This is a genomic window from uncultured Alistipes sp. (genome assembly GCF_910580175.1).
Lineage (GTDB): Bacteria > Bacteroidota > Bacteroidia > Bacteroidales > Rikenellaceae > Alistipes.
Genome location: NZ_CAJTXD010000003.1, coordinates 311,329 through 337,564, shown reverse-complemented (window position 1 = coordinate 337,564; position 26,236 = coordinate 311,329). Strand labels below are relative to the sequence as shown.

General features: G+C 58.8%; 28 protein-coding genes and 1 tRNA gene. 8 read left to right on the top strand and 21 right to left on the bottom strand.

Going from position 1 to position 26,236, the window contains the following annotated elements:
- Positions 1 to 182: 182 nt before the first annotated feature.
- The 15 genes from QZ298_RS05880 to QZ298_RS05810 all read right to left on the bottom strand — a co-directional run bounded on the left by QZ298_RS05880 (position 183) and on the right by QZ298_RS05810 (position 12,070).
- Positions 183 to 267: transfer RNA gene (locus tag QZ298_RS05880), tRNA-Leu, on the bottom strand.
- A 799-nt stretch (positions 268 to 1,066) separates the two neighbouring features.
- Positions 1,067 to 3,046: a S46 family peptidase gene (locus QZ298_RS05875; protein WP_296006571.1), complete on the bottom strand. Its 1,980-nt coding sequence runs from the start codon at positions 3,044 to 3,046 to the stop codon at positions 1,067 to 1,069.
- Positions 3,043 to 3,639 (bottom strand): Maf family nucleotide pyrophosphatase, encoded by a 597-nt coding sequence (locus QZ298_RS05870; protein ID WP_296006568.1) that lies wholly within the window; start codon positions 3,637 to 3,639, stop codon positions 3,043 to 3,045. The genes QZ298_RS05875 and QZ298_RS05870 overlap by 4 nt, the downstream gene beginning before the upstream one ends.
- A gap of 144 nt (positions 3,640 to 3,783) precedes the next feature.
- A complete protein-coding gene (locus QZ298_RS05865; protein WP_296006565.1) occupies positions 3,784 to 4,446 on the bottom strand; it encodes a fumarylacetoacetate hydrolase family protein in 663 nt (220 codons plus the stop codon).
- Between the two features lie 2 nt (positions 4,447 to 4,448).
- Positions 4,449 to 4,757 (bottom strand): DUF3784 domain-containing protein, encoded by a 309-nt coding sequence (locus QZ298_RS05860; protein ID WP_296006562.1) that lies wholly within the window; start codon positions 4,755 to 4,757, stop codon positions 4,449 to 4,451.
- 24 nt (positions 4,758 to 4,781) lie between these two features.
- A complete protein-coding gene (lpxB, locus tag QZ298_RS05855) occupies positions 4,782 to 5,915 on the bottom strand; it encodes a lipid-A-disaccharide synthase (protein WP_296006559.1) in 1,134 nt (377 codons plus the stop codon).
- A gap of 6 nt (positions 5,916 to 5,921) precedes the next feature.
- The gene (gene trmD, locus QZ298_RS05850; protein WP_296006556.1) at positions 5,922 to 6,605 is read right to left on the bottom strand and encodes a tRNA (guanosine(37)-N1)-methyltransferase TrmD; all 684 of its coding nucleotides are present in this window, start codon (positions 6,603 to 6,605) and stop codon (positions 5,922 to 5,924) included.
- Positions 6,606 to 6,654: 49 nt separating this feature from the next.
- Positions 6,655 to 7,395, bottom strand: coding sequence for an FkbM family methyltransferase (locus tag QZ298_RS05845; RefSeq protein ID WP_296006554.1), 741 nt, complete (start codon positions 7,393 to 7,395; stop codon positions 6,655 to 6,657).
- Positions 7,392 to 7,520 carry a hypothetical protein gene (locus QZ298_RS05840; protein WP_296006552.1) on the bottom strand — a complete coding sequence of 43 codons (129 nt, stop codon included), beginning with the start codon at positions 7,518 to 7,520 and terminating at the stop codon, positions 7,392 to 7,394. Before QZ298_RS05840 ends, QZ298_RS05845 begins: the two co-directional genes overlap by 4 nt.
- Before the next feature lie 11 nt (positions 7,521 to 7,531).
- The gene (locus QZ298_RS05835) at positions 7,532 to 8,200 is read right to left on the bottom strand and encodes an MBL fold metallo-hydrolase (RefSeq protein WP_296006550.1); all 669 of its coding nucleotides are present in this window, start codon (positions 8,198 to 8,200) and stop codon (positions 7,532 to 7,534) included.
- A 276-nt stretch (positions 8,201 to 8,476) separates the two neighbouring features.
- Positions 8,477 to 8,920 (bottom strand): PepSY-like domain-containing protein, encoded by a 444-nt coding sequence (locus tag QZ298_RS05830; RefSeq protein ID WP_296006547.1) that lies wholly within the window; start codon positions 8,918 to 8,920, stop codon positions 8,477 to 8,479.
- Positions 8,921 to 9,023: 103 nt separating this feature from the next.
- Positions 9,024 to 10,052, bottom strand: a complete 1,029-nt coding sequence (locus QZ298_RS05825) for a beta-ketoacyl-ACP synthase III (protein WP_296006544.1) — start codon at positions 10,050 to 10,052, stop codon at positions 9,024 to 9,026.
- Positions 10,053 to 10,075: 23 nt separating this feature from the next.
- A complete protein-coding gene (plsX, locus tag QZ298_RS05820; RefSeq protein ID WP_296006541.1) occupies positions 10,076 to 11,023 on the bottom strand; it encodes a phosphate acyltransferase PlsX in 948 nt (315 codons plus the stop codon).
- Between the two features lie 166 nt (positions 11,024 to 11,189).
- Positions 11,190 to 11,375 (bottom strand): 50S ribosomal protein L32, encoded by a 186-nt coding sequence (rpmF, locus tag QZ298_RS05815; RefSeq protein WP_296006539.1) that lies wholly within the window; start codon positions 11,373 to 11,375, stop codon positions 11,190 to 11,192.
- 128 nt (positions 11,376 to 11,503) lie between these two features.
- Positions 11,504 to 12,070, bottom strand: a complete 567-nt coding sequence (locus QZ298_RS05810; RefSeq protein ID WP_296006536.1) for a DUF177 domain-containing protein — start codon at positions 12,068 to 12,070, stop codon at positions 11,504 to 11,506.
- A gap of 134 nt (positions 12,071 to 12,204) precedes the next feature.
- Between QZ298_RS05810 and QZ298_RS05805 the strand changes: the two genes are divergently transcribed.
- Positions 12,205 to 12,609 (top strand): hypothetical protein, encoded by a 405-nt coding sequence (locus tag QZ298_RS05805; RefSeq protein ID WP_296006533.1) that lies wholly within the window; start codon positions 12,205 to 12,207, stop codon positions 12,607 to 12,609.
- A 292-nt stretch (positions 12,610 to 12,901) separates the two neighbouring features.
- On the opposite strand, the gene gap is transcribed toward QZ298_RS05805, so the two are convergent.
- From gap to QZ298_RS05785, 4 genes are all read right to left on the bottom strand, one after another.
- Positions 12,902 to 13,918, bottom strand: coding sequence for a type I glyceraldehyde-3-phosphate dehydrogenase (gap, locus tag QZ298_RS05800; RefSeq protein WP_296006530.1), 1,017 nt, complete (start codon positions 13,916 to 13,918; stop codon positions 12,902 to 12,904).
- Positions 13,919 to 14,211: 293 nt separating this feature from the next.
- A complete protein-coding gene (locus QZ298_RS05795) occupies positions 14,212 to 14,964 on the bottom strand; it encodes an ABC transporter ATP-binding protein (RefSeq protein ID WP_296006525.1) in 753 nt (250 codons plus the stop codon).
- On the bottom strand, positions 14,961 to 15,704 hold the full coding sequence (locus tag QZ298_RS05790) for an ABC transporter permease (RefSeq protein ID WP_296006523.1): 744 nt from the start codon (positions 15,702 to 15,704) through the stop codon (positions 14,961 to 14,963). Before QZ298_RS05790 ends, QZ298_RS05795 begins: the two co-directional genes overlap by 4 nt.
- 48 nt (positions 15,705 to 15,752) lie before the next feature.
- Positions 15,753 to 16,160 (bottom strand): DUF4834 domain-containing protein, encoded by a 408-nt coding sequence (locus tag QZ298_RS05785; protein WP_296006518.1) that lies wholly within the window; start codon positions 16,158 to 16,160, stop codon positions 15,753 to 15,755.
- A gap of 114 nt (positions 16,161 to 16,274) precedes the next feature.
- Here QZ298_RS05785 and purB point away from each other — a divergent pair, with 114 nt between their 5' ends.
- The 5 genes from purB to mdh all read left to right on the top strand — a co-directional run bounded on the left by purB (position 16,275) and on the right by mdh (position 20,625).
- Positions 16,275 to 17,621, top strand: a complete 1,347-nt coding sequence (gene purB, locus QZ298_RS05780; protein ID WP_296006598.1) for an adenylosuccinate lyase — start codon at positions 16,275 to 16,277, stop codon at positions 17,619 to 17,621.
- 8 nt (positions 17,622 to 17,629) lie between these two features.
- Positions 17,630 to 18,286, top strand: a complete 657-nt coding sequence (locus tag QZ298_RS05775; RefSeq protein ID WP_296006515.1) for a hypothetical protein — start codon at positions 17,630 to 17,632, stop codon at positions 18,284 to 18,286.
- Positions 18,283 to 19,002, top strand: a complete 720-nt coding sequence (locus QZ298_RS05770; protein ID WP_296006513.1) for a biotin--[acetyl-CoA-carboxylase] ligase — start codon at positions 18,283 to 18,285, stop codon at positions 19,000 to 19,002. The genes QZ298_RS05775 and QZ298_RS05770 overlap by 4 nt, the downstream gene beginning before the upstream one ends.
- Before the next feature lie 128 nt (positions 19,003 to 19,130).
- A complete protein-coding gene (gene gcvH, locus QZ298_RS05765; protein WP_296006510.1) occupies positions 19,131 to 19,508 on the top strand; it encodes a glycine cleavage system protein GcvH in 378 nt (125 codons plus the stop codon).
- 175 nt (positions 19,509 to 19,683) lie between these two features.
- The gene (gene mdh, locus QZ298_RS05760) at positions 19,684 to 20,625 is read left to right on the top strand and encodes a malate dehydrogenase (protein WP_296006507.1); all 942 of its coding nucleotides are present in this window, start codon (positions 19,684 to 19,686) and stop codon (positions 20,623 to 20,625) included.
- Positions 20,626 to 20,870: 245 nt separating this feature from the next.
- Here the strand turns inward: mdh and QZ298_RS05755 are convergent, their stop codons facing one another.
- Positions 20,871 to 23,180 carry a TonB-dependent receptor gene (locus QZ298_RS05755; RefSeq protein ID WP_296006504.1) on the bottom strand — a complete coding sequence of 770 codons (2,310 nt, stop codon included), beginning with the start codon at positions 23,178 to 23,180 and terminating at the stop codon, positions 20,871 to 20,873.
- Positions 23,181 to 23,318: 138 nt separating this feature from the next.
- Positions 23,319 to 23,795, bottom strand: a complete 477-nt coding sequence (gene greA / locus QZ298_RS05750; RefSeq protein ID WP_296006501.1) for a transcription elongation factor GreA — start codon at positions 23,793 to 23,795, stop codon at positions 23,319 to 23,321.
- Positions 23,796 to 23,984: 189 nt separating this feature from the next.
- Between greA and cls the strand changes: the two genes are divergently transcribed.
- The gene (gene cls, locus QZ298_RS05745) at positions 23,985 to 25,319 is read left to right on the top strand and encodes a cardiolipin synthase (RefSeq protein WP_296006497.1); all 1,335 of its coding nucleotides are present in this window, start codon (positions 23,985 to 23,987) and stop codon (positions 25,317 to 25,319) included.
- Between the two features lie 22 nt (positions 25,320 to 25,341).
- Positions 25,342 to 25,956, top strand: coding sequence for a porin family protein (locus QZ298_RS05740; RefSeq protein WP_296006495.1), 615 nt, complete (start codon positions 25,342 to 25,344; stop codon positions 25,954 to 25,956).
- The last annotated feature ends 280 nt before the right edge of the window (positions 25,957 to 26,236 follow it).

Below are 26,236 nucleotides of genomic sequence, written 5' to 3'. Positions count from 1 at the left end.
TTTCAGGGGTCAAATCAACCTTGGCCGCAGGGGTCATCCGCGCCTGGGTTTTCCAGTCGGCGCGGACGACAATGCTGCCATCCTGGCGCAAAGCTCCTATTTCAACCCAGGCAAAAACGAATGATTCATCATACAAAACAACATGCAAAAAAAATAAGGAGCTGAAAATCAACTCCTTATTGTGCCCAGGACAAGACTCGAACTTGCACGAACTAAACGTTCACTACCCCCTCAAAGTAGCGTGTCTACCAATTTCACCACCTGGGCGACACATACCGAAACTTACGATTCGGGAGCACAAATATAGCGCATAAATTTCAAACCGCCAAATTTTTCGCTCGGGAAGACAGAAATTTATCCGCATCCGCCACCGGCCCGATCGATGATCCTACACAGAGCACCCGACACCCCGCAATCGACCCGCCACCCAGAAATGAGGAAACAAAGGAAACGTCAACAAAGAAGCAAAAAAGTAACGATAAGATAAAAAACAAGAAAAGGCGGCAACCAAAAGAACAAAAACAAATATAAGCACGGCAACAGAGACAAAAAAAAGCAACAAAAAACGGGGTGGGCAACGGAGCAAACAGAGTAAACGGAGATAAAAGAACGAAAAGCAGGAAATGCCAACGACAGAACAAAAACCAGAAATAATATAGCAACGAGAGAACTAAAAAAATAGGATAATACAACAACGGGCGGTAGGACAAAAAAACAGAAAAGGCAACAACAAAAAAGACAGAAAACAGAGAAACCAAACAACGAAAACAGAAAGACAACAGGAGTGGGCTGCATCAAAGGAAGCAAGAAGCAAGAAACGGGTGCAGGAAAATGAAGAGACAGAAAACAGAGAAAATAGCAACGACTGGAGCACCAACACCACCGACAGAAAACAAACAGGAAGCGACAAAAACGACGGAAACAGAAAGGGCCGCAAGGAGAAGCGGCGAAAAACAACAAGCAGAAAAACCTCAAAAAAAGACAAGCAGGAGGCAACGAAAAAGTAGCATTAACGAACTGCGGAGTCCTGCTTCTCGCAGGACTCCGCAGTTCGCTCCGTTTCTCTTTATCGGATCGTCATTTCGTCGAGCAGATACCCCGCTCCGCCGATGCGGTCGATGACCATCAGCACGTAGCGGATGTCGACCGCGATGTTGCGGCAGATCGTCGGATCGAATTCAATGTCGCTCATCGTCGAGCGCCACGTGCGGTCGAAGTTGATGCCTATGAGTTCGCCGCGCCCGTTGAGAATCGGAGAGCCGGAGTTGCCGCCCGTAGTATGGTTGGTCGCCAGGAAACACACCGGCACCGTGCGACGGCCGTCGATCTCCACGCCCCAGCGGCCATATTCTTTCGACGCATGGAGGTCGCGCAGCGCCTGGGGGATGTCATAGTCGTAGATCGCAGGATTGTCCTTGGCAATGATGCCGTCGATGGTCGTCAGCGGCTTGTGATACTCGCCGTCAGCATATTCGTAGCCCGCCACCGAGCCGTAGGCCACGCGCAGCGTGAGGTTGGCATCGGGAAACATGGCACCTTCGCGTTTTTCGGCCGCAGCCCAGCGACGCAATCCCTCGACATAGCGGGCATAGAGTTCGTTCATGCGGGCACTATTGAAGTTGCGCAGCGACGAGGTGCCCAATTCGTCGACGATTCGGGCGTAAAGCGCCGCGATTCCCTTTTTCAGTGCCGTCAGTTCTTCTGCTTTCGGATCGTCGACCGTCAGTGCGAAGATATGATCGGCATAGGCCGCAGGAGTTTCGTATTTTTCGACTCCGGCCTCGAATTCGGCAAACGGCTTCAGCATTGTGGCACGAGCCGCATACTCCTCGAATGCCTGGCGATAAAGAGCTTGTTCAACAGGCCGGCTTTTGGCAAAAATCGGGTCGGCTTTTTCTTCGTCGGCAAACCCATAGCGGAGCGTGAGCAGCGTCTCGGCCAGCAGTTCACGCGTATAATAATAAGGCAGTGCCCGCGCGAACTCGTTCTTCAGCTCTTGCAACACTTCGCCGTCCCCCGTCGCTTCGACGAAACGTTTTTCTGTCTCCTGTTTCTTTTCGCAGGTTCCCAGTCGTTCGATTCCCAGCACTTCGCCCTGCCATTTCTTCCAGGCGTTGGCGATCGAGGCGTGTTTGGCCGCATAATGGATGCGCAGTGCCGGATCGGACGCCTGCCCCTCCGAAATGATATGGAGCCGGCCTGTACGGATGGCGATCTTCATCGGGTCGGAGACTTCGGCAATGTACTTTACCACATCGGAAAGAATATACTGCTGCGTGTTGCCCGGGAAACCGTAGATCATCGTGAAGTCGCCCTCGCCGACTCCGCGCGTCGAAATCGTGAAATGACGGCGCGGCCGGTAGGGCACATTGTCGGGCGAATAGGCCGCCGGCTTGTTGTCGGCACCTGCATAAATGCGGAACACCGAGAAATCGCCCGTATGGCGGGGCCATATCCAATTATCGGTGTCGCCGCCGAACTTGCCGATCGACGAGGGCGGGGCCGCCACCAGGCGTACGTCGTCGAACTGCTCGTAGAGGAACAGAAACTGCTGGTTGCCATAGTACATCTGTTCGACCGCGGCCTTGTAGCCGGCGCCCTCGGCTTCGGCCTTGCGCACGATCTCTTCGGCCGTTTCGCCGGCCGCCATGCGGTCGGTAACATCCTCCATGCGGACGAGGAACTTCACATTGAGGTTCTTGTTGGGCAGTTCTTCAGCCCGCGAACGCGCCCAGAATCCGTGAGTCAGGTAATCGTTTTCGACCGACGAGTGGCTTTGAATGGCGTCATAGCCGCAGTGGTGGTTGGTCAGCAGCAAGCCTTCGGGCGAAACCAGCTCGCCCGTACAACCGCCGTCGAAAAGCACCACAGCGTCTTTCATCGACGCTTTGTTGATCGAATAGATGTCTTCGGCCGTGAGCCGGAAGCCTTTGGCGCGCATGTCGCCGATGCGGTGCGAAATGAGGCTCGGAAGCCACATGCCTCCGTCGGCCAGAGCCGGGAGGACAAGCAATAGCGAAAAAAGGGTCAGTAAGATGCGTTTCATAGATCGATGAATTTTTCGAGTTCGACATATACGCGCTGAACGGGCAGTCCCATCACATTGTAGAACGAGCCGTCGATGCGCTCGATGGCCGCATAGCCGATCCACTCCTGGATGCCGTACGACCCGGCCTTGTCGTAGGGACAGTGAGTGTCGAGGTAGTAGGCGATCTCCTCGTCGGAGAGCGCGCGGAACCACACCTCCGAACGGGCCGCAAACGCATGCTGCCGGGCAGGCGTGCGGAACGCGACGCCCGACACCACGGTATGCTGGCGTCCGGAGAGGCTGCGCAGCATGGCGAAAGCGTCGTCGCGGTCGCGAGGTTTGCCCAGGACGCGTCCGTCGAGCACGACGACCGTATCGGCCGTCATCAGGATGTCGTTGGATTCGAGCGGCCAGGGGCAGGCGTCGCTTTTGAGCCGCGAAAGGTAGAGCGGCACCTCCTCGGCCGGAAGGTCGTCGGGATAGGTCTCCTCGCAATCGTATTTGGGCGCCAACTCGTAAGGCAGGCCACAGCCGGTCATCAACTCCCGGCGCCGCGGCGACTGCGAAGCCAATAAAAGGCGGTAAGAACGAAGTTTCTGATGAAGCAACATATAATGGTAGAGTTTCAGGTTATTCTGCGGTATTCACTCGCCCGGGCCGGCTGCGGGGGTCGCATCTTCGATGCGAGCCGGCCTCGGACGGCAAGGCCGAAAGCCTTGCAAAATCCTTGTCTTTCAGTGTGAATTATGTTCCTTCTATTTGATATCGAAATTCAGCAATTCGCGGCCTTCGAGCGTCGCCACAAGACGATCGCCCGGCACCACAGGGCCTACGCCCGCCGGCGTGCCGGTGTAGATCATGTCGCCCATGCGCAGGGTCGTATACTGCGACACCGCCGCGATGATGCGGTCGACCGTGAAAAGCATGTCGCCCGTGCAACCGCGCTGGCGTATTTCGCCGTTGACGGCCAATTCGAACCGCAGATTCTGCACGTCGCCGCCCAGGTCGGCCAGCGGCAGAAACTCAGGCGAGAGCGCCGCCGAACGGTCGAAGGCCTTGGCCGGCTCCCACGGCAGTCCTTGAGCGATCGCCTCGCGCTGGAGGTCGCGGGCCGTGAAGTCGACACCGAGACCCACCTCATTGTAGTAGCGATAGGCGAACCGCTCGGCGATCGAACGCCCTACCCGGTCGATGCGCACCACCAGTTCGCATTCGTAGTGCACCTCCTGCGAAAACGCCGGGATGTAGAACGGGTCGTTGTTGCGCAATAGTGCCGTGTCGGGTTTCAGAAACCAGACCGGCTCGGCAGCAGCGCCGGCAGGACTTTCCGCAACGCCGGCACCCATCGTCAGCCCGGCATCCCGATGCAGTTCCTCGGCATGCGCCGCGTAATTTCTTCCTATGCAGATGATTTTCATGGTCACATATTATGGTTGAACGTCTCCACACGTGCGACGATGGCAATGACTCCGGCAAACAGAATAACCATCCGCAACACGACGATCGTCGTTTCCGCTACGCTGGCCTCGGCGAGCGCCCAGCTCCCGAGGCCTATCGACAAGGCAAGCGCCAACAATCCGCCGCCGGCCGTACGCCGCACCCGCTTCATTTCGATGTTGCGGCGTTCTTCGTCCGAATAATGGCGAAAAGTCGAAATCCATTGCGGCCGGACATAAACGACGAGCGCACAAACCAACAAAATGGCAGACATGATAACGGATTCGGTCATCGCGCTTCGGACTTTTCGCTTTTTCTACTGTTTATCGTTCAGTTCCTCCACCATCCGGCGGGCAAAACGCTCGCTGGCACCCGGACCTCCGATGACGGCGCGCAACTCCTCGAAGTCGGCCAGCATCCGGTCGCGCTTCGCACCCCCGGCAACGATGGCGCGCAGTTCGCGCTCGGCCCGGTCGACCGAAAGATCCGATTGGATGATCTCCGTTACCGCTTCTCGTCCCAAGTTGAGGTTGACGAGCGACACCCAGGGCACTTTCAACACATAGGGCTGGAGCTTGACCTGAAACCACAGCGTACGGTAGACCACCACTTCGGGCACTCCCAGCAGGGCGGTTTCGAGCGTCGCCGTGCCGGAGGTTACCACCGCCGCTTCGGCCGCATGGAGCGCCTCGTAGGTCTCGTTGCACACATAGCGCAGGCTGCTGCCGGCCATGTAGCGATCGTAGAGCGACTTTTCGAGCCACGGCACACCCGTGACGACGAACTGCCGATCAGGAAAACGCTCCGCCAGCCGTGCCATGAGCGGCAGGTTGTCGCGGATTTCGGCCCGGCGGCTGCCGGCGACCAGTGCCACGATGGGGCGTTCGTCCAACCCATGCTTGCGGCGGAACTCCTCGGGCGTGGGGAGCGTGCTGCGTCTCTCTTCGAGCGCATCGACCAGCGGATTGCCCTCGAACAGCGGCTCGATGCCCTTGCGGGGAAAATAGTCGCGTTCGAACGGAAAGATGATGAAAAGCCGGTCGACATACTTGCGGATCGCCTTGACACGCCATTCGCGCCAGGCCCACACCTTGGGGGCTATGTAGTAGAACGTGCGGATGCCGTGCTCCTTGGCCCAGCGGGCCATCTTCATGTTGAAGCCGGGATAGTCGACCAGAATCAGCACATCGGGAGCGAACGCCGCGACATCGGCCTGGCATTGGCGCATCTGGCGCTTGATCGTGCGGAGGTTGCGCAGCACCTGCACGATACCGAAGAACGAGGTTTCGCGGTAGTGCTTCCGCAGGTTTTCACGCCCGCCCGCCGCGGCCATCCGGTCGCCGCCCCAAAAGCGGAAGCGGGCCTCGGGATCGGCTTTTTTCAGCCCCTCGATCAGGTTGGCGCCGTGCAGATCGCCCGACGGCTCGCCGGCAAGAAGAAAATAGTTCATTATGCTTTACTTTTCGTTCTCCAAAAGATCCGGACGCAATGTTTTCGTCCGCTCGTAGGCCTGTTCGTCCTGCCAGCGGGCGATTTCGGCGAAGTTGCCCGACAACAGCACGTCGGGCACGCGCCACCCGCGGAATTCGGCCGGACGCGTATAAACCGGCGGGGCCAACAAGTTGTCTTGAAACGAATCGGTAAGGGCCGAAGCTTCGTCGCCGATGGCCCCGGGGATGATCCGCACCACCGAATCGGCGATGATGCAGGCCGCCAGTTCGCCGCCCGTGAGCACGTAGTCGCCGATCGAAATCTCGCGCGTGACGAGGTGTTCACGAATGCGATGGTCGATGCCTTTGTAATGGCCGCAAAGGATGATGATGTTTTCGAGAGTCGAGAGCCGGTTGGCCTCGTGCTGGTCGTAACGCCTGCCGTCGGGCGAGGTGTAGATGATTTCATCGTAGCGGCGTTCGCCTTGCAGTTTCTCCACCAGCTCGAACACCGGTTCGCACTTCATGACCATGCCCGCCTCGCCGCCGAACGGGTAGTCGTCGGTGGTCTTGCGCTTGTCGTGGGCATAATCGTGGAGGTTGTGGACAACGATTTCGACCAGCCCCTTCTCCTGTGCACGCTTGAGAATCGACTCATGGAGCGGCGAGGTCAGCAATTCGGGAACTACGGTAAGAATGTCGATGCGCATGAAAAGCGAATTAAAAATTGAAAAATTTCAAGTCGGGGATTTTATAGGATCAACCTTTTTGCGGTCTGAAAATAATATCTTTGCCGTTGTCGTGCACAGGATCGAGGAGCACTTCGCGGCCCTGGTCGAGCGTGAAGCCGACATAGCCCATACCGCGGAACAACGCGATGATCGCAGGGCGGTTCTCCCCGCCCGTCTCGATCAGCACCACGGGGCGGAAGCGTTGCAGCAACGGCTGCATTTCGGTCATAACGATCCGTTCGTAGCCCTCGATGTCGCACTTCACGAAATCCAGCCGAGACAAGGTGCCGAACAGCTCGCTGCCCCGCCGCATGTCGGCCAGAAATTCCACATCGGATTCCATCCTCGCGTCGTTCACGAAGTTTTGGCCCGTTCCTAAATAACCGTTCGTATGCACCGAATCGTTACCCATGCAGATGGGTTTGTTCTCCGTGCCGAGCGCAAAAGGATAGATCTCCACGTTGCCGCACCGCCGCAGGTTGCGGCTCAGCACCTTCCGAATCGGAGCCACCGGCTCCACAGCATGCACGCACCCCGCAGCACCGGCCAGCCGCGAAATCGTCCGGGCGTAGTACCCCAGATTAGCGCCGATGTCGATGCACACGTCGCCCTCGTGCACCAGCTCGGACAGGTGGTAGACATACTCCATCGCCGGGGCGCGGCGGCCGATCCCCAGACGCTGGCAAACGAAAAACATGCGGCTCACAACCCGAAGATACCCTTCGAGCGGAAGCAGCCGCCAGAGAATTTTATGTATCAGCGCTTTCATCGTTCCAAGCATTCGCCCGGCCGGACGAATATCCGCACCAGGTCGATCATCACGGCATTGCACGCCGTCAAGAAATCCATGCACAGCCACCCGTCGACATCCGGCAAAGCAGCGAATCGTTTCATGAGACGGAGGATCACTCTTTGCAGTTCACTTCGTTGTTGAGCACCTCGACGACGAAAGGATTGTAGAGCGTCTCGTGGCCGAGGGTCGTCTCCGGCCCGTGACCAGGGAAGACCTGCACGTCGTCGCCCAGCGGCAGGAGCTTGTCGAGTATCGACCGCATGATCCACGAATAGTCGCCGCCCGGCAGGTCGGTGCGGCCGATGCTCTCGCGGAAAAGGGTGTCGCCCGTGAACAAGGTTTTGCGCTGCGGCTCGAAGAACGCCATGTGGCCCGGCGTATGGCCCGGCGTGGCGATGGCTTGCAGCATCGTGGTGCCGAAACGGACTTCGGGCGTCTCTTCCAGGTCGATGTCGATCGAGGGCATGGCGCCGATGCGCACCCCGAAGATCGAACCGCTCGTCTGCGCATTTTCCAACAAGAACCCGTCTTTCGACGAAAGCGCGAACGGCACGCCGTAGCGCTCCTTGAGGTGGCAGACGCCCAACGCATGGTCGAAATGGCCGTGGGTATTGAGCGCCAACACAGGCCGCAAACCGTGCTCGGCGATGAACCGGTCGAGGACGGCGTTTTCGCGCTCGTTGCTGTTGCCGGCATCGATTACCACGGCTTCGAGCGTGTCGTCCCACAAGATGTAGGTGTTCTCCTCGATGGGATTGAATGTAAGGGATGCTATTTTCATCGTAAAACCGAACTATTATACAACTTTTACGCGGCATCCGGCCCTTCCGGTATTCCCGAACCGTCCCGGACGGAGACGATACTGCTCCTCCAGCCGGAAACGATGTCGATCGTCCCAGACGAACTGCTGCCGAACCGCCGCATGGCGGTGCCGCAAAATTACCCTACGCAAAGATACAACAAGTTATCGACAATCCGCACCGGGAACCGCCCATATTATGCAACGGAGCCTGCATCCATACGGAATGCAGGCTTCGCTTCGGATAACCGGAAATCGTCAATCTTCGATTTCGATCAGGTTCATCTGGCGGTCGAACTTCAAGTCGAGACCGTTGCTCAACTCGACGTCGTAACCGCGGCGGTCGCGGTCGATGCCCTCGATCACGGCCTTGGGAAACTGCTTGACCACCTGCTCGCGGATCGCCTGGGGCACGATCGAAGCCGGCACAGCGCAATGCTTGCACTTCACCTCTTTCCACTCGCCGTTGCTGGCGAACTCCGCCGACGCACCGTCGGCAAAGACGACCTTGTAATCGTTGTCGAAAAGACCGTCATCGACCTTGGCATAGAGCACCTCGGACGACGCGAAATGCGTGCGGATGAACTTCTGAGCCGTGGCGGGCAATTCGTCGACCGCGATCGGCCGATCGGTCAAAACAGCAGCAGCGGCGATGCCTGCGGAAAACAAGGCCGCAACCAAGAGAAACAAATACTTTTTCATACGCTATCGTTTTAAGATTCGGAATCGCTTCTGCAAAATTGCGGCCTAAAAAAATGCGGGAGCCGTCTTCCGGCTCCCGCATCCGCACCGGAGGGACCGGCATCTATTTCTTGGCAGGCTCGACCTGGCAGGCTTTCGAACCGTCGTAAGCCCACTTCACGTAGATCGCACCCCACGTATAACCGCCGCCGAAAGCCGACAGAATGAGGTTGTCGCCCGGACGCAACTCCTTCTCGTAGTCGTAGAGACACGTCGGGATCGTAGCGGCCGTGGTGTTGCCGTTGCGGTCGATGTTGATCATGCACTTGTCGGCCGTGATGCCCATGCGGCGCGCCGTGGCGTCGATGATGCGCAAGTTGGCCTGATGAGGCACCAGGTAACGGATGTCGTCGCCCGTGAGGTTGTGGCGCTCCATCATCTCGACCGACACGTCGGCCATCTTCGACACGGCGGCCTTGAACACGGCCTGGCCGTCCCACGTGATGGTGTGCCAGTTGTTGGCCACGGTCTCGGCCGAAGCGGGGAAACGCGAACCGCCCGCCTTCATGTAGAGCTGCAACTCGCCCGAGCCGTCGGAACGCAGCATCGAATCGATGACGCCCAGCCCCTCGGTATTAGGCTCCAAAAGCACGGCAGCCGCGCCGTCGCCGAACAGGGGGCACGTCGAACGGTCGGTGTAGTCGATGATCGACGACATCTTGTCGGCACCCACGACGATCACTTTCTTGCCGCGGCCCGACTCGACGAAAGCCGCACCCGTCGTCAAAGCGAAGAGGAAGCCCGAGCAGGCGGCCGACACGTCGTAGGCGAACGCATTCTTGCATCCGGCCTGATCGGCGATCAGGTTGCCCGTCGAGGGGAAGAACATGTCAGGCGTGATCGTGGCGCAGATTACCGCGTCGATCTCCATCGGATCGACACCCGTCTTGTCCAGAAGGTTCATCACGGCGCGCGCACCCATATACGAAGTGCCGATGCCTTCGCCCTTGAGGATGTGGCGCGTCTTGATGCCCGTATGCGAAGTGATCCACTCGTCATTGGTATCGACCATGCGGCTCAACTCGTCGTTGGTCAGCAGGTAATCCGGCAGATATTGGCCGACACCCGTTATCGCTGCTGTTATCTTTCCCATTTTTTCGATTGCTTGATTTGAAGTTAATTGTTGAATGCACGCTGCAACTTGGCAGTTACCTGCGTGAGGATGCACCGCTCGGTCGTCAGAATCATGTTCTTGATGGCCAACGGCGAAGAACAGCCGTGCCCGATGACCACGGGAGCGTTGACTCCCAACACGGGCGTGCCGCCCACGTTTTCGTAGTTCATGGCGTCCCAGAAAGCGTTGCTGCCGCCGAGCGCCTTGTTGATGCGGTAGAGACCCTCGGCCATCTTCAGCACCGTGTTGCCCACGAAACCGTCGCAGACGATCACGTCGGCCACCTTGCCCGAAAAGATATGCGATCCCTCGACGTTGCCCACGAAGTTGATGCGGCTCTCGGCACGCAGCATCTCGTGCGCGGCCTTGACCTGGGCATTGCCCTTGGTCTCCTCCTCGCCGATATTGAGGATGGCGACGCGCGGCGCGGCGATGCCCAGCACCGACTCGGCGAAGATCGACCCGATCAACCCGTACTGCGCGAGCACCTCGGGCTTGCAGTCGACATTCAAACCGACGTCCAACAACATCGCCGGACGCCCCGAAGCCGTAGGAACGAGCGACGAAATGGTCGGCCGGATCACACCCTCGATGGGCTTGACGGCATACATCGACCCCACCATCATGGCGCCGGTCGAACCTGCCGACGCGAAACCGTCGACAGCCCCCTTGGCCAGATGGCCGAAGCCGACCGTGATGCTCGAATCGGCCTTGGCCTGGAACGCCTTGGCCGGATGGTCGCCCATCTCGATGACCTCGGTGGTGGCGACGATGTCGAACTTGTCGGCCGGGCAACCCTCGGCCTCAAGCACGGCACGGATGCGCACCTCGTCGCCGAAAAGGACGATACGGCTCTCGGCGCCGACGGCATCGAGCGCCATGACGGCGCCCTTGACGGCCGCTTCGGGAGCGAAATCGCCGCCCATAGCGTCTAACCCTATCTTCAGCATACTTTTTACGATATTAATTCCACTTCCGTGCTTCCGCAGCCGCAACAACGAACATACGCGGCCGCCCGAAGCATGCGCCCGAACGCCGCGCGCAACGAAGCACGCCAAAATCCGTAACTAAAAAAGAGCCTCTCCTTGCGGATATGCTCTTCCTGCCGTCCGATCGTTATTCGGCAGCCTTCTTCTCGATCGCCAACTTGCCGCGATAGAAACCGCACTCGGGGCAAACCCGGTGGTAGAGCGTGGCAGCGCCGCAATTCGAGCAGGTAACGACCGTCGGAACCGCAGCCTTGTAATGGGTTCTTCTCTTGTCGCGTCGCGTCGACGAGACTTTGTGTTTAGGATGTGCCATGTTACAATATAAATTATTAGTTCAACAAATTCATTTTATCCATTCGCCGCACCGGTGTTCTGCGAATCGGCCCAGCCTCGGCCGGAACACTCCGAACGCACGCCGCACCCCTTCTGCGGACCGGACAGCTACTTCTCTTCCGCTCCGGCTTCGCCGCTTTCCAGACGCTCCTTGAGCGCCGCGAGCTTTTCCCAGCCGGCTCCTTTCGGCTCCGCACTCCGCGATTCGATCTCGGCGAACTCCTCGCCCGAGACGATCCGGAAGCGGCGAAGCATTTCGGGATCGCACTCGCCCTCGGGATGTACCCGCTGGTAAGGCAACGACAAAACAATGCTTTCGTAAATATATTGCGCCAAATCGAGTTCGTCCTCGCCGGGCAACAACCACAGCACTTCGCCGTCGTACTCATGCACCTCGTCGGAGAACTTGACCAACAAACGCCCCTCGAACTCGATGGGTACGCAGCAATCCTCCAGACACCGGTCGCAAGCCACGACTACCCCGCCCCGAATGGCGACATCGGCAGTAAGCTGCGTCTCGGCCCGCGTCAGAACGACATGCGCGCGGCAATCTCCGTCCTTGATCTCCGTACTGCCGAAAGCCTCGAACAAAGCGCCGCCGACCTCGAAATCGAATTCGTGGGCGCCGTTTTTCAACCCTTTGTAAGCAATGGAATATCCTTTCGTTATATCCATCTGAACACAAATAGTGCGCAAAGTTACGAAAAAATAAGACATTTGCAAAGAAATCGCACGGATGTTTCGATTTACTTTTCCAGGAGTGCAAACCGCAAATTTGCGGTTGCGAATTATTTTGTACCTTTGCAAACATGACTTCCGAAGGATTCCGCATAGAGGTATCGAGCCGATTCGAGGGCTGGTGGCGCTACAACGCAGCGCTCATGTGCGGCTGTTTCGATGCCGCCGAAGAACGCATCGGCTTCGCCTCCGCCTCGTCGGACATCGCCGACGCAGGCGCGAATCTCAAGGAACCGCCGACCGGCACCGTGCCCGACCGCGCCGTCGTGCTGACCACCGAGCCGTGCGACCATCTGGTGCTCTACATCTACATCATCCCCCACACGCTGCCCACCGGGAACGACATCGACACGCCCCGTCCGTTCGACATCGACGTGGCCATCTCGTTCGGCGGCAAACGGATCAGCAAGACCGTATACAAGATCAACCAATGGTCGGGCGCCTCGATCGAAATGAGGGTGGAAAAGGGAAAATAGCCCCGAAAAAAGAAACACACCTCGCCGCCCCTCTGACCCAAGCCGCCGGCATGCCCCGCTCGAACCGCCGGTCCAAGCTACCAGCATTCTCCGCCCGATCCTTCCAGCATCGAGCATCCTTATATTACCCCGAGCTACCCGCGAACTGCAGGCTCAAATCACTTAACCGCTTATTCCAAGCCGCCAAACCGTCCGCCCAAACTGCCTAACCGTCTGCCCCCCCCAACTTTTAAATAAAAAGTCCGGAATCTTTCGAAGATTCCGGACTTTCCGTATAGGATCGAGGGGTCGACTACTTGTTGTTGTAAGCGGCCATCTTCTCGATGAGCATGAGCACCTTGTTCGAGTAGCCCCACTCGTTGTCGTACCACGAAACGACCTTCACGAAGGTGTCGGTCAGCGCGATACCGGCAGCCTTGTCGAAGATCGAGGTGCGGGCGTCGCCCAGGAAGTCGGACGAAACGACAGCCTCCTCGGTGTAACCCAGGATACCCTTCAGCTCGCCTTCCGACGCAGCCTTCATGGCGGCGCAGATCTCGTCGTACTTGGCCGGCTTGGCGAGGTTGACCGTCAGGTCGACAACCGATACGTCGAGGGTCGGAACACGCATCGACATACCCGTCAGCTTACCGTTCAGCTCGGGGATTACCTTGCCTACGGCCTTGGCGGCACCGGTCGACGAGGGGATGATGTTGCCCGAAGCGGCACGTCCGCCGCGCCAGTCCTTCATCGAGGGGCCGTCGACGGTCTTCTGCGTTGCGGTGGTCGAGTGTACGGTGGTCATCAGACCGTCGGTAATGCCGAACTTGTCGTGGAGCACCTTGGCAATGGGAGCCAGACAGTTCGTGGTGCACGAAGCGTTCGACACGATCTTCTGGCCAGCGTAGGTGTCGGTGTTGACGCCGCATACGAACATCGGCGTGTCGTCCTTCGAGGGAGCCGACATAACGACGTACTTGGCACCGGCAGCGATGTGGGCCTCGGCCTTCTCCTTGGTAAGGAACAGACCCGTCGACTCAACGACATACTCGGCGCCCACCTCGTTCCACTTCAGGTTGGCAGGATCTTTCTCGGCCGTCACGCGGATGGCCTTGCCGTTGACGATCAGCTGGCTCTTCTCGGCGTCGAAGTCCACCGTGCCCTGGAAACGGCCGTGCATCGTGTCGTACTTGAGCATGTAAGCCATGTAGTCCACGGGCACGAGGTCGTTGATACCCACAACCTCGATGTTGCTGTTCGTGCAAGCGGCACGGAACACCAGACGGCCGATGCGGCCGAAGCCGTTGATACCGATTTTGATAGTTGCCATAGTTTTCTTATTTTATAGGTTGAAAATCTTCATTTCACGCAGCTTTTCCCGCTTCGGCAAAGCCCGGCAAGTTCGGCCCGGACTTCGGCTTATTCGGGAAAAACTCCCTTCCGTTATTTTTTTCACAGCGCAAAAGTATATACTTTATATATTTTACGCAAATAAAAAATTAAGTTTTTTTAATAAGTCTCTTGCGGGGTGCTTCCGCAAGGGTAAAAACACCCGGCCGCGTAGCACGACAAGAGTGCCGCTGCTGGGCAGGAACCCGCCGGCCCCGGTTCATTACCAGCCCCTTATCTGGCCGCCTTGGCGCGCTTGGCCATGGCCGACGCGAAGACGAACGCATTCAGCTCGGGGTTGTCCGCATGGAGGATGTCGTCCTTGGTGCCCTCCCACCACTTGCGGCCTTCGTGGATGTATACAATTTTTTCGCCGATCTCCATTACCGAATTCATATCATGGGTGTTGACGATCGTCGTCATATTGTATTCGCAGGTAATTTCGTGGATCAGATTGTCGATAACGATCGAGGTCTGCGGATCGAGGCCCGAGTTAGGCTCGTCGCAGAAAAGATATTTCGGGTTGAGCACGATGGCCCGAGCAATGGCTACACGCTTGATCATGCCGCCCGACAACTCGGCCGGGTAAAGGTGATTGGCATTTTCGAGCCGCACGCGCTGGAGACAGAAGTTGACGCGCTCCAGCTTCTCGCTTTCGGACTGCTCGGTAAAGAGGTCGAGCGGCAGCTTGACGTTCTCCTCCACGGACGACGAATCGAGCAGCGCACCGCCCTGGAAGATCATGCCGATATCCTTGCGGATGGCCTTGCGCTCGCGGAACCCCAGGCCGGTAAAATTGACGTCATCGTACCACACCGCCCCCGAGTCGACCTCGTGAAGCCCCACCAGGCTTTTGAGCAGCACGGTCTTGCCCGATCCGCTCTTACCGATGATGAGGTTGGTCTTGCCGGTCTCGAACTCCACGGAAATGTCGTTGAGCACCGTGCGGCCGTCGAACGACTTGACAATATGTTCGGCACGTATCATATAAGCAATATCTGGGTAAGCATCAGGTTGAAGATCATGATGACCACCGACCCGATTACCACGGCGCGCGTCGATGCGGCACCCACCTCCAGCGAATTGCCCTTGGCGTAGTAGCCGAAGAACGACGAAATCGACGCGATGAGGAACGCGAAGACGGCCGTCTTGATGAGCGAATAAGTGATCGAATAGGGTTTGAAATCCATCAGCAGGCCGTCCACATAATCGGCCGGGATCATGATCCCCGTGAGGTAGGAAATAGCCCAGCCGCCGGCGATGCCGATCAGGATCGAAAGGATCGTCAGAAACGGAAAGAAGAACACGGCGGCGACGATCTTGGGCAGAATGAGATACGACGCCGAATTGACGCCCATGATCTCCAGCGCATCGATCTGCTCGGTAATGCGCATCGTACCGATCTCCGAAGCGATGCTCGACCCCACCTTGCCGGAGAGGATCAGCGCCACGACCGTGGAGGAGAACTCCAGGATCATGGTTTCGCGCGTGGCATAGCCCACCAGCGACCGCGGAATGAACGGCGATTCGAGGTTGATGCACATCTGCAACGTGATGACGGCGCCGATGAAGACCGAAATGATGGCCGTCAGGCCGATCGAGTCGACGCCCAGCGCCTCCATTTCATAGATGATGCGCCGGCGGTAGATCGCGCCTTTCTCGGGCCGGGAAAAGACCTTGCCCATCAAGATGAAATAGCGCCCTATCGGTGCAAAAAAACGAAACATAGGCACTCCGAATTCTCAATAGTCAGATTTTCATATTCTCGACCGGATTCATCGTTTCCCGGTCTCCTCGAACTCCACATAGTCGCCCACGTCGGACGCCACCCGCTTGCCAGGTGCGTCGGGCGTGCGATGCACCTTGACATCGCCCTCCCGGGAGGCGCGGCGCCCCCCGGAAAAGGGATCGGACGACATCCCGGAAAAAGGATCGTCCCCCGAACGGAACCCGCGGAACTGCTCCTCCATCTCCCGGCGCACCCGACGGATCCGCCAGCGGAGCAGAACGGCCAGAAGAACGGCCGCCAGCACAATGCCCATAAGCGCATACAAAATAAAGACCGCAATGCCTTTGACCAGCGCCGGCGCGAACAACGCCAGAACGAACAGCAGCAACACCATCAAGGGGTTGCGCTGCACGAACGCAGCCAGGGCATCAATGATCGCCGATAAGAATCGCATGGTCGAAAAAGTATCGTTCGGTCGGAATTTCCGATTGGCAAAGGTAAGAAAATTATGCGTAATTCAATTTATTGTCTTAAATTTGACGCCAGAATGAACAAAACCAAGCCCATCATGTTGAATGCTCTGACCGCCATTTCGCCCGTCGACGGGCGCTACCGGAACAAAACGGAAAAACTGGCCGATTATTTTTCCGAGCAGGCGCTCATCCGCTACCGCATCCGCGTCGAAATCGAATATTTCATCGCCCTGTGCGAACTGCCGCTGCCCCAGCTGGCCGGCGTCGATCGTTCGAAGTTCGCGGCCCTGCGTGCGCTCTACCTCGATTTTTCGCCCGCCGATGCCCAGCGCGTCAAGGAGATCGAGGGGGTCACGAACCACGACGTGAAGGCTGTCGAATACATCATCAAGGAGAAGATGGAGACGCTCGGGCTGAACGACTGCAAAGAGTTCGTACACTTCGGTCTTACGTCCCAGGACATCAACAACACGTCGATTCCGCTGTCGCTCAAGGATGCCCTCAACAGCGTCTACTACCCGGAGATCGAGGAGGTGCGCGACAAGCTGGCCGCCCTGGCCGAGGAGTGGCGCGCTGTGCCGATGCTGGCCCGCACCCACGGGCAGCCCGCCTCCCCCACGACGCTGGGCAAGGAGATGATGGTCTTCGTGGAGCGGATCGAAAAACAGCTCGCTATGCTGCACGGCATCGCCGTGCCGGCCAAGTTCGGCGGGGCGACGGGCAATTTCAATGCCCACCGCGCTGCCTACCCCGACATCGACTGGGCAGCATTCGCCAACCGGTTCGTGACCGAAAAACTGGGGCTGACCCGCTCGCAGTACACCACCCAGATCGAACACTACGACAACCTGGCGGCCATCTTCGACAACCTCAAGCGCATCGACACCATCCTCATCGACCTGGCGCGCGACATGTGGATGTATATTTCCCAAGAATACTTCAAGCAGCGGATCAAGGCCGGCGAAGTAGGATCGAGCGCCATGCCCCACAAGGTCAACCCCATCGACTTCGAGAACGCCGAGGGCAACCTGGGCATCGCCAACGCCGTCTACGAACATTTGGCAGCCAAGCTGCCCGTCTCGCGGCTCCAGCGCGACCTGACCGACTCGACCGTGCTGCGCAACATCGGCGTGCCGATCGCCCACTCGGTCATCGCGCTGCAATCGCTGCTCAAAGGCCTCGGCAAGCTGATCCTCAACCGCGAGGCGCTCGACCGCGACCTGGAGCAGAACTGGGCCGTGGTGGCGGAAGGCATCCAAACCATCCTGCGCCGCGAGGGCTACCCCAAGCCCTACGAAGCGCTCAAGGCCCTGACCCGCACCAATGCCCGCATCACGGCCGAGACGATCGCCGAGTTCATCGAAACGCTCGACGTCGCCGAAACGGTCAAGGACGAGCTGCGCGCCCTCACGCCGGCGACGTATACGGGAATATACGAATGAATGCGACGGTGAAAAAAGCATTTATACTTGCCGTCGTTGCGGTTTTAGCTCGGATCGACGTTCAGGCTCAAGCTCCGTTTGCGCACTTGGTGGCCGACATGCCGACGACCGGCGTGCCGTTCAAAGCTGCTAAAGACATAACCAAACGATCGTACGGCATTCCTAATTACAAAGGACACATCTCGGCGAAACTCTACGAGGACATACAATGCACCTCTTATTTTATGGCCGATACGGAGGAGTTGGCCCCGGACAGCTATGCCAAATTCCGTATTCCTAATACTCCTTATTATTTGTTCGTCGCCAGCTTCGGTGGCCCGACCGACTATTTGACCGACATGCTGGTCATCGTCGATTCCAAAGGCAATGTGCTGGATACGTTGGAGGCAAGTGTCTGGTGTTTTCCCGGAATTGCCGTCAAACAATATGAGATTACAGGGAGTTATGAAGTAATCATTCATATGTTGAAACCCCTTGCGTCCAATTCCATATCGTTTGCCGATTTCAGCAGTTTTCCGGCATCGAGGATGAGTAGGACTTATAAAATTACTAACGGTAAATTTGTTCTTCAATCAGAAAAAAACTACCGACAACAAACTTATACTCGTGCTCAGCTGGAGCAAGAATCGTATAATATATGGAACGGGCAGGAACAAATTTTATGATTTACAGGCTCGCTTCCACCACGTCGACCAACGACGAGGCACGCGATGCACGATACCGCCACGGCGACGTGGTGTGGGCCGAGCGGCAGACCGCCGGCCGCGGCCAGCGCGGCCATGCGTGGCACAGCCCCGAGGGCGAGAACCTCACGTTCTCCATCGTGCTCGAACCGTGTTTCCTGCCCGTCGGCGAGCAATTCATGCTCTCCGAAGCCATCTCCCTGGCGCTCGTCGACACGTTCGCCGACTACGGCATCGACACGCGCATCAAATGGACGAACGACATCTACGCAGGCGACCGCAAAATAGTGGGCATGCTCATCGAAAACAATTGTTCTGGCCCCCTGCTGGTTCGGTCGATCGCAGGCATCGGCATCAACGTCAACCAAACGGTTTTCGACCCGGCGCTGCCCAACCCCGTGTCGATGGCGCAGCTCGCCGGCCGCACGTTCGACCGGGCCGAAGTGCTCGACACCTTCCTCCGCAAATGCCGCGACCGCTACGAATCGCTCGAACGGGGCGAAAAAAGCGCTCTGCAAGAGGCATATTGCAGCCGCATGTACCGCCTGGGCGAACGCCGCCCCTACCTCCTGCCCGACGGCACCCGCATCGAGGCCGCGATCGAAGGCGTGCGCCCTTCGGGCGAGCTGCTTCTGCGCCATGCCGACGGCTCCTGCGGCGCCTATCTTTTCCGCGAAATCGAATTCGTGAGGGAGTAAAAACGCCCCGTCCAGCCGATCGGAACAAAAAAGTTCCGATCCTACCTGAATAAATAATCGGGAAAGCCCTTGCTGTTATCAAAATAACAATTATATTTGCAACTGGAAAATCACAAAATTCAGTCATTATGAACGTACCTGCCGATCTGAAATACTCCAGCGACCACGAGTGGTGCCGGCTTGAGGGCGACACGGCCGTGATAGGCATCACGGACTTCGCACAGAGCCAATTGGGCGACATCGTATTCGTCGACGTGCCTACCGTAGGCGAGACGCTCGCCGCAGGCGAAGTCTTCGGCTTGATCGAAGCCGTCAAAACCGTGAGCGACGCATTCTTGCCCGTGGGCGGCGAAATCGTAGAATTCAACCCGGCCGTGGATGCCGACCCGTCGATCGTCAACAAGGACGCCTACGGCGAAGGCTGGCTGGTCAAAGTCAAGGTGGCGGAGCCGGCCGACTACGACGCGCTGCTGACGCCGGAGAAGTACCAGGAGCTGATCGGTTAGGCTGCGGTGCCGCCGACCGGCCGGAGCCGGAGCCCCCCTTTCCACAAAGGAAGTGCGAGGAGATTATGCGTCGCGCAGAATCCGGACGCAGCAGTCCGAACGGAGGGGCGAAACAGCCGCAGAACGGCGGCGCACCATGCAAACGAAGCCAAACAAACTTAACTGAAGAAACAATATGTCTAAAGTTACCGTTGTAGGAGCCGGCGCCGTAGGCGCCACCTGCGCAAACGTGATGGCTTGCCGCGAAGTGGCAAGCGAAGTAGTTCTTGTCGACATCAAGGAGGGCTTGTCGGAGGGTAAAATGCTGGACATGTACCAGACTTCGACGTTGATGGATTTCGACACCAAGCTCACCGGCGCGACCAACGACTACAAGAAAACGGCCAACTCGGACGTGGTGGTCATTACCTCGGGTATTCCCCGCAAGCCGGGCATGACGCGCGAGGAACTCATCGGCACGAACGCCAACATCATGAAGGGCGTCATCGAGCAGATCGTGAAATACTCGCCGCGGGCGATCATCATCGTGGTAGCCAACCCGATGGATACGCTTACCTACCTGGCGCTCAAGACTTCGGGGCTGCCGAAGAACCGCATCATCGGCATGGGCGGCGCACTCGACTCATCGCGCTTCAAATGCTACCTGGCCAAAGCCACACGTGCCAACATCAACAACATCGACGGCATGGTCATCGGCGGTCACGGCGATACGACGATGATCCCGCTGCTCTCGAAAGCCACGGTCAACGGCGTACCCGTGACGCAGTTCGCATCGAAGAAGAAGTTGCAGGAGGCCGTCGCCGCCACGATGGTAGGCGGCGCCACGCTGACCAAGCTCATCGGCACCTCGGCCTGGTATGCTCCGGGAGCCGCCGCATCGATGATGGTCGAAGCGATCCTCAACGATCAGAAGAAGCTGATCCCCTGCTCGTGCTACCTGGAGGGCGAGTACGGCCAGAACGACATCTGCATCGGCGTGCCTGCGATCATCGGCCGCAAGGGCATCGAGAAGATCGTGGAAATCGAGCTGACCAAGAAAGAGGAGAGCAAGTTCGCCGAGTCGGCCGCTGCCGTGCGGAAGACAAATAACATCCTGCACGAAATCAAAGCATTGTAGCCGTTCGGCGCCGGGCGGCAAGAGAGTTGCGAAGCCTTTTGCCGCAAAAGACGCGAGAACCGCGCCGCCGAAGAAAAGGCCGGCCGAACGCTTCTGAAAACCATCGCCCCTGCCGTATGTTGCGGCAGGGGCGATTCTTTCATAGTCACAGCGTCCGCATTCGCAATCACTGCATTCGCGGCGGCCTATTCGTAATTTCCATACCCGCCGAATCGGGTTGCACCGGTCGCCCGACAGAGCATCCGTCAAAAACTCAATTTGACCCCGACAAACCAGCTGCGCGGAAGCGAGGGGCCGTAAACATAGCCCGAATCGCGGTCGGCACCGCGGTCGAAATCCTTTTGATAAGCATTGAAAAGGTTCTGCACGCCGGCATAGAATTGCATCGTAAACTCCTTGTAGATACGCAGATCGTAGCTCAGGCGGACACCCATGTCGAAAAAACGGGGCGTCGTCACGGCCACGTCGCGGTCGGTGCCCGAGCCGGCCATATGCTGGACCAGCATTTCGCCCGTGCAGCTGCCCGTCACATCGACGGCGAGCGTCCGCCAGGGCTTGATCGCGGCCGTAAAATAGCCATACATGTCGGGCGTGCGGAACATGCGCCGCACGGGAGCCGCCGTCTCGTCTTCGCTCCAATATTCGGGTTCTTGATAACGGCTCTGCTGCCATGTCATGCCGGCCTGCAACTCGAACCAGCGGCTGAAGATGGCGCGGCCCTCGATATTGACTCCGGCGACCGTGGCGCCCGAACCGTTGTATCGTTCGCGGATCGTAGAGCCGTCGTCCGCAGGTTCGGAAAGATCGCGCAAGGCGAACACATCATCGAGCTTCGTGTAAAACCCTTCGACCAGCAAGTTGGTCTGCACACTGCCGAACTTGCGGTAGAGATCGGCCGAAAGGCTCACGCTGTGGGAGCGCTCCTCCCTGAGTCCGTCGGCCAGCCGGATGCGCACCCGCTCGCCGCCCACCACGGCTATGTGCATGTCCTCGTCGAAAGCCTGCGGCGCACGATAGCCCCCGGCGTAGCTTGCGCGCAGATTGACCGACTCGGTGGGATTGTAGCGCACGTTGATGCGCGGGCTGAAGATGGCGTGCCCGACCATGCTATGCTTGTCGAGCCGCCCGCCGACGAGCAGCGACCACTTTTTCGTTTTCCATTCGTTCTGGAAATAAGCGCCCGCGATGTGCACCGTCTGATCGGTCGCCATGCCGTAGCCGATCGACCGGTCGGAAAGGTCATCGCAGCTGTACTCCGCCCCCACGGTAAGTTCCGAGGGCATGAACCATAGTTTTTCGAACGCATGGATATATTGTGCACCCGTCGCCGCCGTGAAATCGTGCGTACGCCCGTAAGCGTCGGGGTCTTGCTGCGAACCGTAGTAGCTCCTGCGGGAGGTGTTCTGGAACGAAGCATAGAGGTTGACCCGATCGCGGCGGTCGGACGTCGAAAAATCGAACGACAGGCTGCCCCCGTCGATCGAATGGTCGGTCTGCTCGGCGACCATCGCTTCGTGGGGCGGCAGGTCGAGCCGATCGCCTCCGCGCCGGTATTCGGCCACATGATGATATTGCGCCGTAATGCGCGAACGGGCGCCCGTCCGCAAGAACGAACGCAATCCGACCGACTGCGACCGGATGGCGGGCAGCTCAGTGAATCCGTCGCCGTCGTGATCGTAGCCGGAGCGATGGCGGTTCTGCCCGAAAACGCAAAGCCCCGCGCGGCGATTGTCGGCAACATACGAAGCGTTGAGCATCGTATTGTTGTCGTAGGCGCCCCGGCAACCGATCGAAGTGAGGGTGTGCGAAAGCGACGCCGAGCTGCGCGAAGGTTCGCGCGTGATGATGTTGATCGTGCCGCCTATGGCCGACGAGCCGTAAAGCGCCGACCCGCCGCCGCGCAGCACCTCCACGCGCTCGATCATGTTGGCCGGAATCTGTTCCAGTCCGTAGACACCCGTCAGGGCCGAAAATATGGGGTGCGAGTCGACCAGAATCTGCGAATAATGGCCGTCGAGACCATTGATGCGCACCTGAGCGAAGCCGCAGTTCTGGCAATCGTCCTCCACACGCACGCCGGGCTGGAACGACAGCGCTCCGGCGAGCGACGCCGAATTGGTCTTCTCGAAAAGATCGGCGTTCAACACGCTTACCAGCGCAGGCGCCTCGCGCCGCAGGGTGGCGGTGCGGCTGGCCGAAACGACCACTTCGTCCATCGATATGCCGGTAGGCGTCGCCTCGAAGTTGACCTCCCGGGTCTCGTGCGCCCGCAGCACGACCTGCTGCTGCACCGTGGCATAGCCCAGCGCACGCACCTCGACCGTGCAGAGGCCTTCGGGCAGATTCTTGAGGAAATAATGGCCCGACGCATCGGTTACCGTGCCGTAGACCGTCCCCACGATGGCCACGGCTGCAAACGGAAGATGCTCGCGCGTGTCGCGGTCGACGACATGCCCTACAAGATTGGCGTCGGTATGTGCGGGAGGTGCTTCGGCCGCAACCGCACGGCACAGCGACGCTCCAAGCAGCAGTAAGGAAAGGAAGATATTCTTCATATTCGGGTTTCAATGGTTTCGCGGGCAAAAGTATGAAAAAACAGGACTGCCCCCAAGGCAGCCCTGTCAAAATACCGACAAATAGGTATGCAGGCATGCACCCCGACGGCTCCGCCGTCCGGACGCATCCGCGCGTTGTCATATGTTGATGTCCAGAATCTCGAAATGCACCGTCCCGGCCGGCACCTCGACCTCCACGCAGTCGCCCTTCTTGTGGCCCAGCAGCGCCTTGGCGATGGGCGTGCCGATCGCCAGCTTGCCCTCGCGCAGGTTGGCCTCGTGCTCGGCGACGATCGTATAGACCATCTGCTTGCCCGTATTGCGGTTGAGAAGCGTCACTTTGCTCAATATCTGCACCTTGCTCTTGTCGATCTTCGACTCGTCGATGATCCGCGCATTGGCGATCGTATCTTCCATCTTGGCGATGCGCATCTCCAGCAGCCCCTGGGCCTCGCGGGCCGCATCGTATTCTGCGTTCTCCGACAGATCGCCCTTGTCGCGTGCTTCGGCAATGGCTGCCGAAATGGCCGGACGCTCGACGGAACGCATGTGATCGAGTTCTTCTTTGAGCTTCCGGTAGCCCTCCGCCGTCAGATAAATAATCTCTTTTGCCATAACGTAAAAAATTTCTTTCCACGGGTCGTCCCAACGGACGCTCCGATTGCAAAAAACGCAAAAAACAAGAATCCTGGCCTGATGGCCAGAACCCTCCGTACTCTATGTACAGACAAAGGTAACAAGTAAAATCCGAATTTCCAAATCTTTTTCGCGCTCCATGGCACGGAGTGTGCCCGACGGCGGAATATGCTTGCTTTGTTGGCTTTCCATCTGCTGTGGAGCGCATGCGCGCTGATTTTCCTCACGCGCCGCCACCGCACGCCTGCTTCGGCCGCGGTCTGGGGCGCGATCGTCCTGCTGCTGCCCGCGGCGGGCACGCTGCTCTACATTCTGGCAGGTTATCGCCGTCCCGCTCCGCCGCGCTGCGAACCGCCGTTCCGCGGCGACGCCCTGGGGCGGATCATCGCCCAAGGCTGCAACACCCGTCCCACGCCCCGCAACCGCATCGACCTGCTGCACAACGGAAGCAACGCCTTTTCGGCCCTGATCGCCACCTTGCAGCGGGCTACGCGCTCTATCCACATGGAATACTACATCTTCCGCGACGACCGCGTCGGACGCACCATTGCCGACATCCTGATCCGCAAATCGCGCGCCGGAGTCGAAGTACGCGTCATCTACGATGCCGTAGGATCGTGGAGGCTGCCCCGGCCGATGCTGCGGCGCATGCACCGGGCCGGCATCCGCACGGCAGCCTACGCGCCGATCCGGTTTCCCTGGTTCACGCCCCGGGCCGCACGGCGCAACCACCGCAAAATAGTCGTCGCAGACGGCAAAGTAGCCTACCTGGGCGGCATCAACATCGCCGCATACTACCTCGACGGCGACGACATGGGCAAGTGGCGCGACGAACATCTGCGCATGGAGGGCGACGCCGTAGCCGACCTGCAACGGCTCTTTCTCGACGATTGGGCCGCAGCCTGCGGCGAGCGGCTCGACCCGGCGCTCCACACGTGTGCGCACGCCATCCGCCAACCGCTTTCCGTGCAGATCGCCTGGGCCGAAGAAGGCACCTCGCGCACCACGCTGGCCGAAGCGTTCGCCGCAGCGATCGTACGCGCACACCGACATGTCCGCCTGTGCTCGCCCTATTTCATGCCGCCCACACTGATCCTCGACGCCCTGCGGCTGGCGGTAAGCTGCGGCGTGCGGGTCGAAGCGATGATCCCCTCGTGCAGCGACTCGCTCCTGACCGATCTGGCGGCCGATTCCTATGTCGAAGACCTGCTCGCCGCCGGAGTCGAACTCTACCGCTACGACAACGGCTTCCTACATGCCAAAGTGCTGATCGTCGACGACTTTCTGGTCTCGATCGGCACGGCCAACATGGATTACCGCAGCCTGATGGACAACCTCGAAGTGACGGCTTTCATCCGCGACCGCGAAACGGCCCGCCGCATGGCCGCCACGTTCGACGCCGACCGGGCCTCCTGCACGCGCGTCGAACCGCAGACCTGGCGGCCGGCCCCCTGGCGACGCACGACGGGCGACCTGCTGCGGCTGCTCGCACCGTTGCTGTAACCCGTCCAAAACGAACCGAACCATGAAAAAACTATCTGCATTGCTCGTTTTCCTGCTGATGCTGAGTATCCCGGAAGCCTCGGCCAAGCGGTTCCGGATCGGAATCCGGGGCGGAATCAACCTGAGCCACTACCGATTCGACCGGCTGCAAATCGGCGACACTTGGTTCGCACCGGGAAATGCCCGCGCGGGCTACGAAGCGGGCGCCGTCGTGCGGATCGACCTGTCGCGCCGCTTCCACCTTCAAGGCGAACTCGGCTATGCACTGGTCAACTACGATGTTTTGGCCATAAACACCGACCGGCGCATCGTCCGCCTGCGCACCGGACGTCTGGAAATGCCGGTGCAGGCCGGTTTGCAGTTCGGGCCGCTGCGGTTCTTCGGCGGACCGCTCTTCCGGCTGAGCCACAGCAACCGCAGCAGCGCCGCCGAAATCCTGCGGATCGGATTCAACGACCGCAGCGTCGGCCTCATGGGCGGCATGGGACTGAACATCCGCCGCTTCTTCATCGACTTCCGCGTCTCGGGCTACCCTCGGAGCCATGTGTGGCAAACGTTCTTCTGCGGGGCCTCCGTCCACCGGGTCAAGGTACCGCACGACATCGTATACGGCGGTTCGATCGGCTTCTTCTTCTGAAAGATCGTAACACCCGTCTCAACATATCGCTCGCAAACCCACCGGCCCCGCACCGAATCGCCCCAGCCCGGCTCCAAGCGGTCCCGAACAACTGCGCCTACCTCTCCTCTGCACCCATTTGCCCGCCCTCTACGCACAATAAATCGGCATCTTCGCCGTTGGTGTCGGGACGTGCCGCGTCTCTGCGCACAACGGTGCGGAATCCATGCCGTCGCATTTATTTTTGCAATTCCCCGATTTATTGAGTAACTTTGCGCGATAAAGCGCCGTAACAGATTCT

Coding starts and splice junctions, on each gene's coding strand:
- QZ298_RS05875 (WP_296006571.1), bottom strand. CDS start 3,046: ATGAAACGCATCTTACTGACCCTTTTTTCGCTATTGCTTGTCCTCCCG.
- QZ298_RS05870 (WP_296006568.1), bottom strand. CDS start 3,639: ATGTTGCTTCATCAGAAACTTCGTTCTTACCGCCTTTTATTGGCTTCG.
- QZ298_RS05865 (WP_296006565.1), bottom strand. CDS start 4,446: ATGAAAATCATCTGCATAGGAAGAAATTACGCGGCGCATGCCGAGGAA.
- QZ298_RS05860 (WP_296006562.1), bottom strand. CDS start 4,757: ATGACCGAATCCGTTATCATGTCTGCCATTTTGTTGGTTTGTGCGCTC.
- lpxB (WP_296006559.1), bottom strand. CDS start 5,915: ATGAACTATTTTCTTCTTGCCGGCGAGCCGTCGGGCGATCTGCACGGC.
- trmD (WP_296006556.1), bottom strand. CDS start 6,605: ATGCGCATCGACATTCTTACCGTAGTTCCCGAATTGCTGACCTCGCCG.
- QZ298_RS05845 (WP_296006554.1), bottom strand. CDS start 7,395: ATGAAAGCGCTGATACATAAAATTCTCTGGCGGCTGCTTCCGCTCGAA.
- QZ298_RS05840 (WP_296006552.1), bottom strand. CDS start 7,520: ATGAAACGATTCGCTGCTTTGCCGGATGTCGACGGGTGGCTGTGCATG.
- QZ298_RS05835 (WP_296006550.1), bottom strand. CDS start 8,200: ATGAAAATAGCATCCCTTACATTCAATCCCATCGAGGAGAACACCTAC.
- QZ298_RS05830 (WP_296006547.1), bottom strand. CDS start 8,920: ATGAAAAAGTATTTGTTTCTCTTGGTTGCGGCCTTGTTTTCCGCAGGC.
- QZ298_RS05825 (WP_296006544.1), bottom strand. CDS start 10,052: ATGGGAAAGATAACAGCAGCGATAACGGGTGTCGGCCAATATCTGCCG.
- plsX (WP_296006541.1), bottom strand. CDS start 11,023: ATGCTGAAGATAGGGTTAGACGCTATGGGCGGCGATTTCGCTCCCGAA.
- rpmF (WP_296006539.1), bottom strand. CDS start 11,375: ATGGCACATCCTAAACACAAAGTCTCGTCGACGCGACGCGACAAGAGA.
- QZ298_RS05810 (WP_296006536.1), bottom strand. CDS start 12,070: ATGGATATAACGAAAGGATATTCCATTGCTTACAAAGGGTTGAAAAAC.
- QZ298_RS05805 (WP_296006533.1), top strand. CDS start 12,205: ATGACTTCCGAAGGATTCCGCATAGAGGTATCGAGCCGATTCGAGGGC.
- gap (WP_296006530.1), bottom strand. CDS start 13,918: ATGGCAACTATCAAAATCGGTATCAACGGCTTCGGCCGCATCGGCCGT.
- QZ298_RS05795 (WP_296006525.1), bottom strand. CDS start 14,964: ATGATACGTGCCGAACATATTGTCAAGTCGTTCGACGGCCGCACGGTG.
- QZ298_RS05790 (WP_296006523.1), bottom strand. CDS start 15,704: ATGTTTCGTTTTTTTGCACCGATAGGGCGCTATTTCATCTTGATGGGC.
- QZ298_RS05785 (WP_296006518.1), bottom strand. CDS start 16,160: ATGCGATTCTTATCGGCGATCATTGATGCCCTGGCTGCGTTCGTGCAG.
- purB (WP_296006598.1), top strand. CDS start 16,275: ATGTTGAATGCTCTGACCGCCATTTCGCCCGTCGACGGGCGCTACCGG.
- QZ298_RS05770 (WP_296006513.1), top strand. CDS start 18,283: ATGATTTACAGGCTCGCTTCCACCACGTCGACCAACGACGAGGCACGC.
- gcvH (WP_296006510.1), top strand. CDS start 19,131: ATGAACGTACCTGCCGATCTGAAATACTCCAGCGACCACGAGTGGTGC.
- mdh (WP_296006507.1), top strand. CDS start 19,684: ATGTCTAAAGTTACCGTTGTAGGAGCCGGCGCCGTAGGCGCCACCTGC.
- QZ298_RS05755 (WP_296006504.1), bottom strand. CDS start 23,180: ATGAAGAATATCTTCCTTTCCTTACTGCTGCTTGGAGCGTCGCTGTGC.
- greA (WP_296006501.1), bottom strand. CDS start 23,795: ATGGCAAAAGAGATTATTTATCTGACGGCGGAGGGCTACCGGAAGCTC.
- cls (WP_296006497.1), top strand. CDS start 23,985: ATGCTTGCTTTGTTGGCTTTCCATCTGCTGTGGAGCGCATGCGCGCTG.
- QZ298_RS05740 (WP_296006495.1), top strand. CDS start 25,342: ATGAAAAAACTATCTGCATTGCTCGTTTTCCTGCTGATGCTGAGTATC.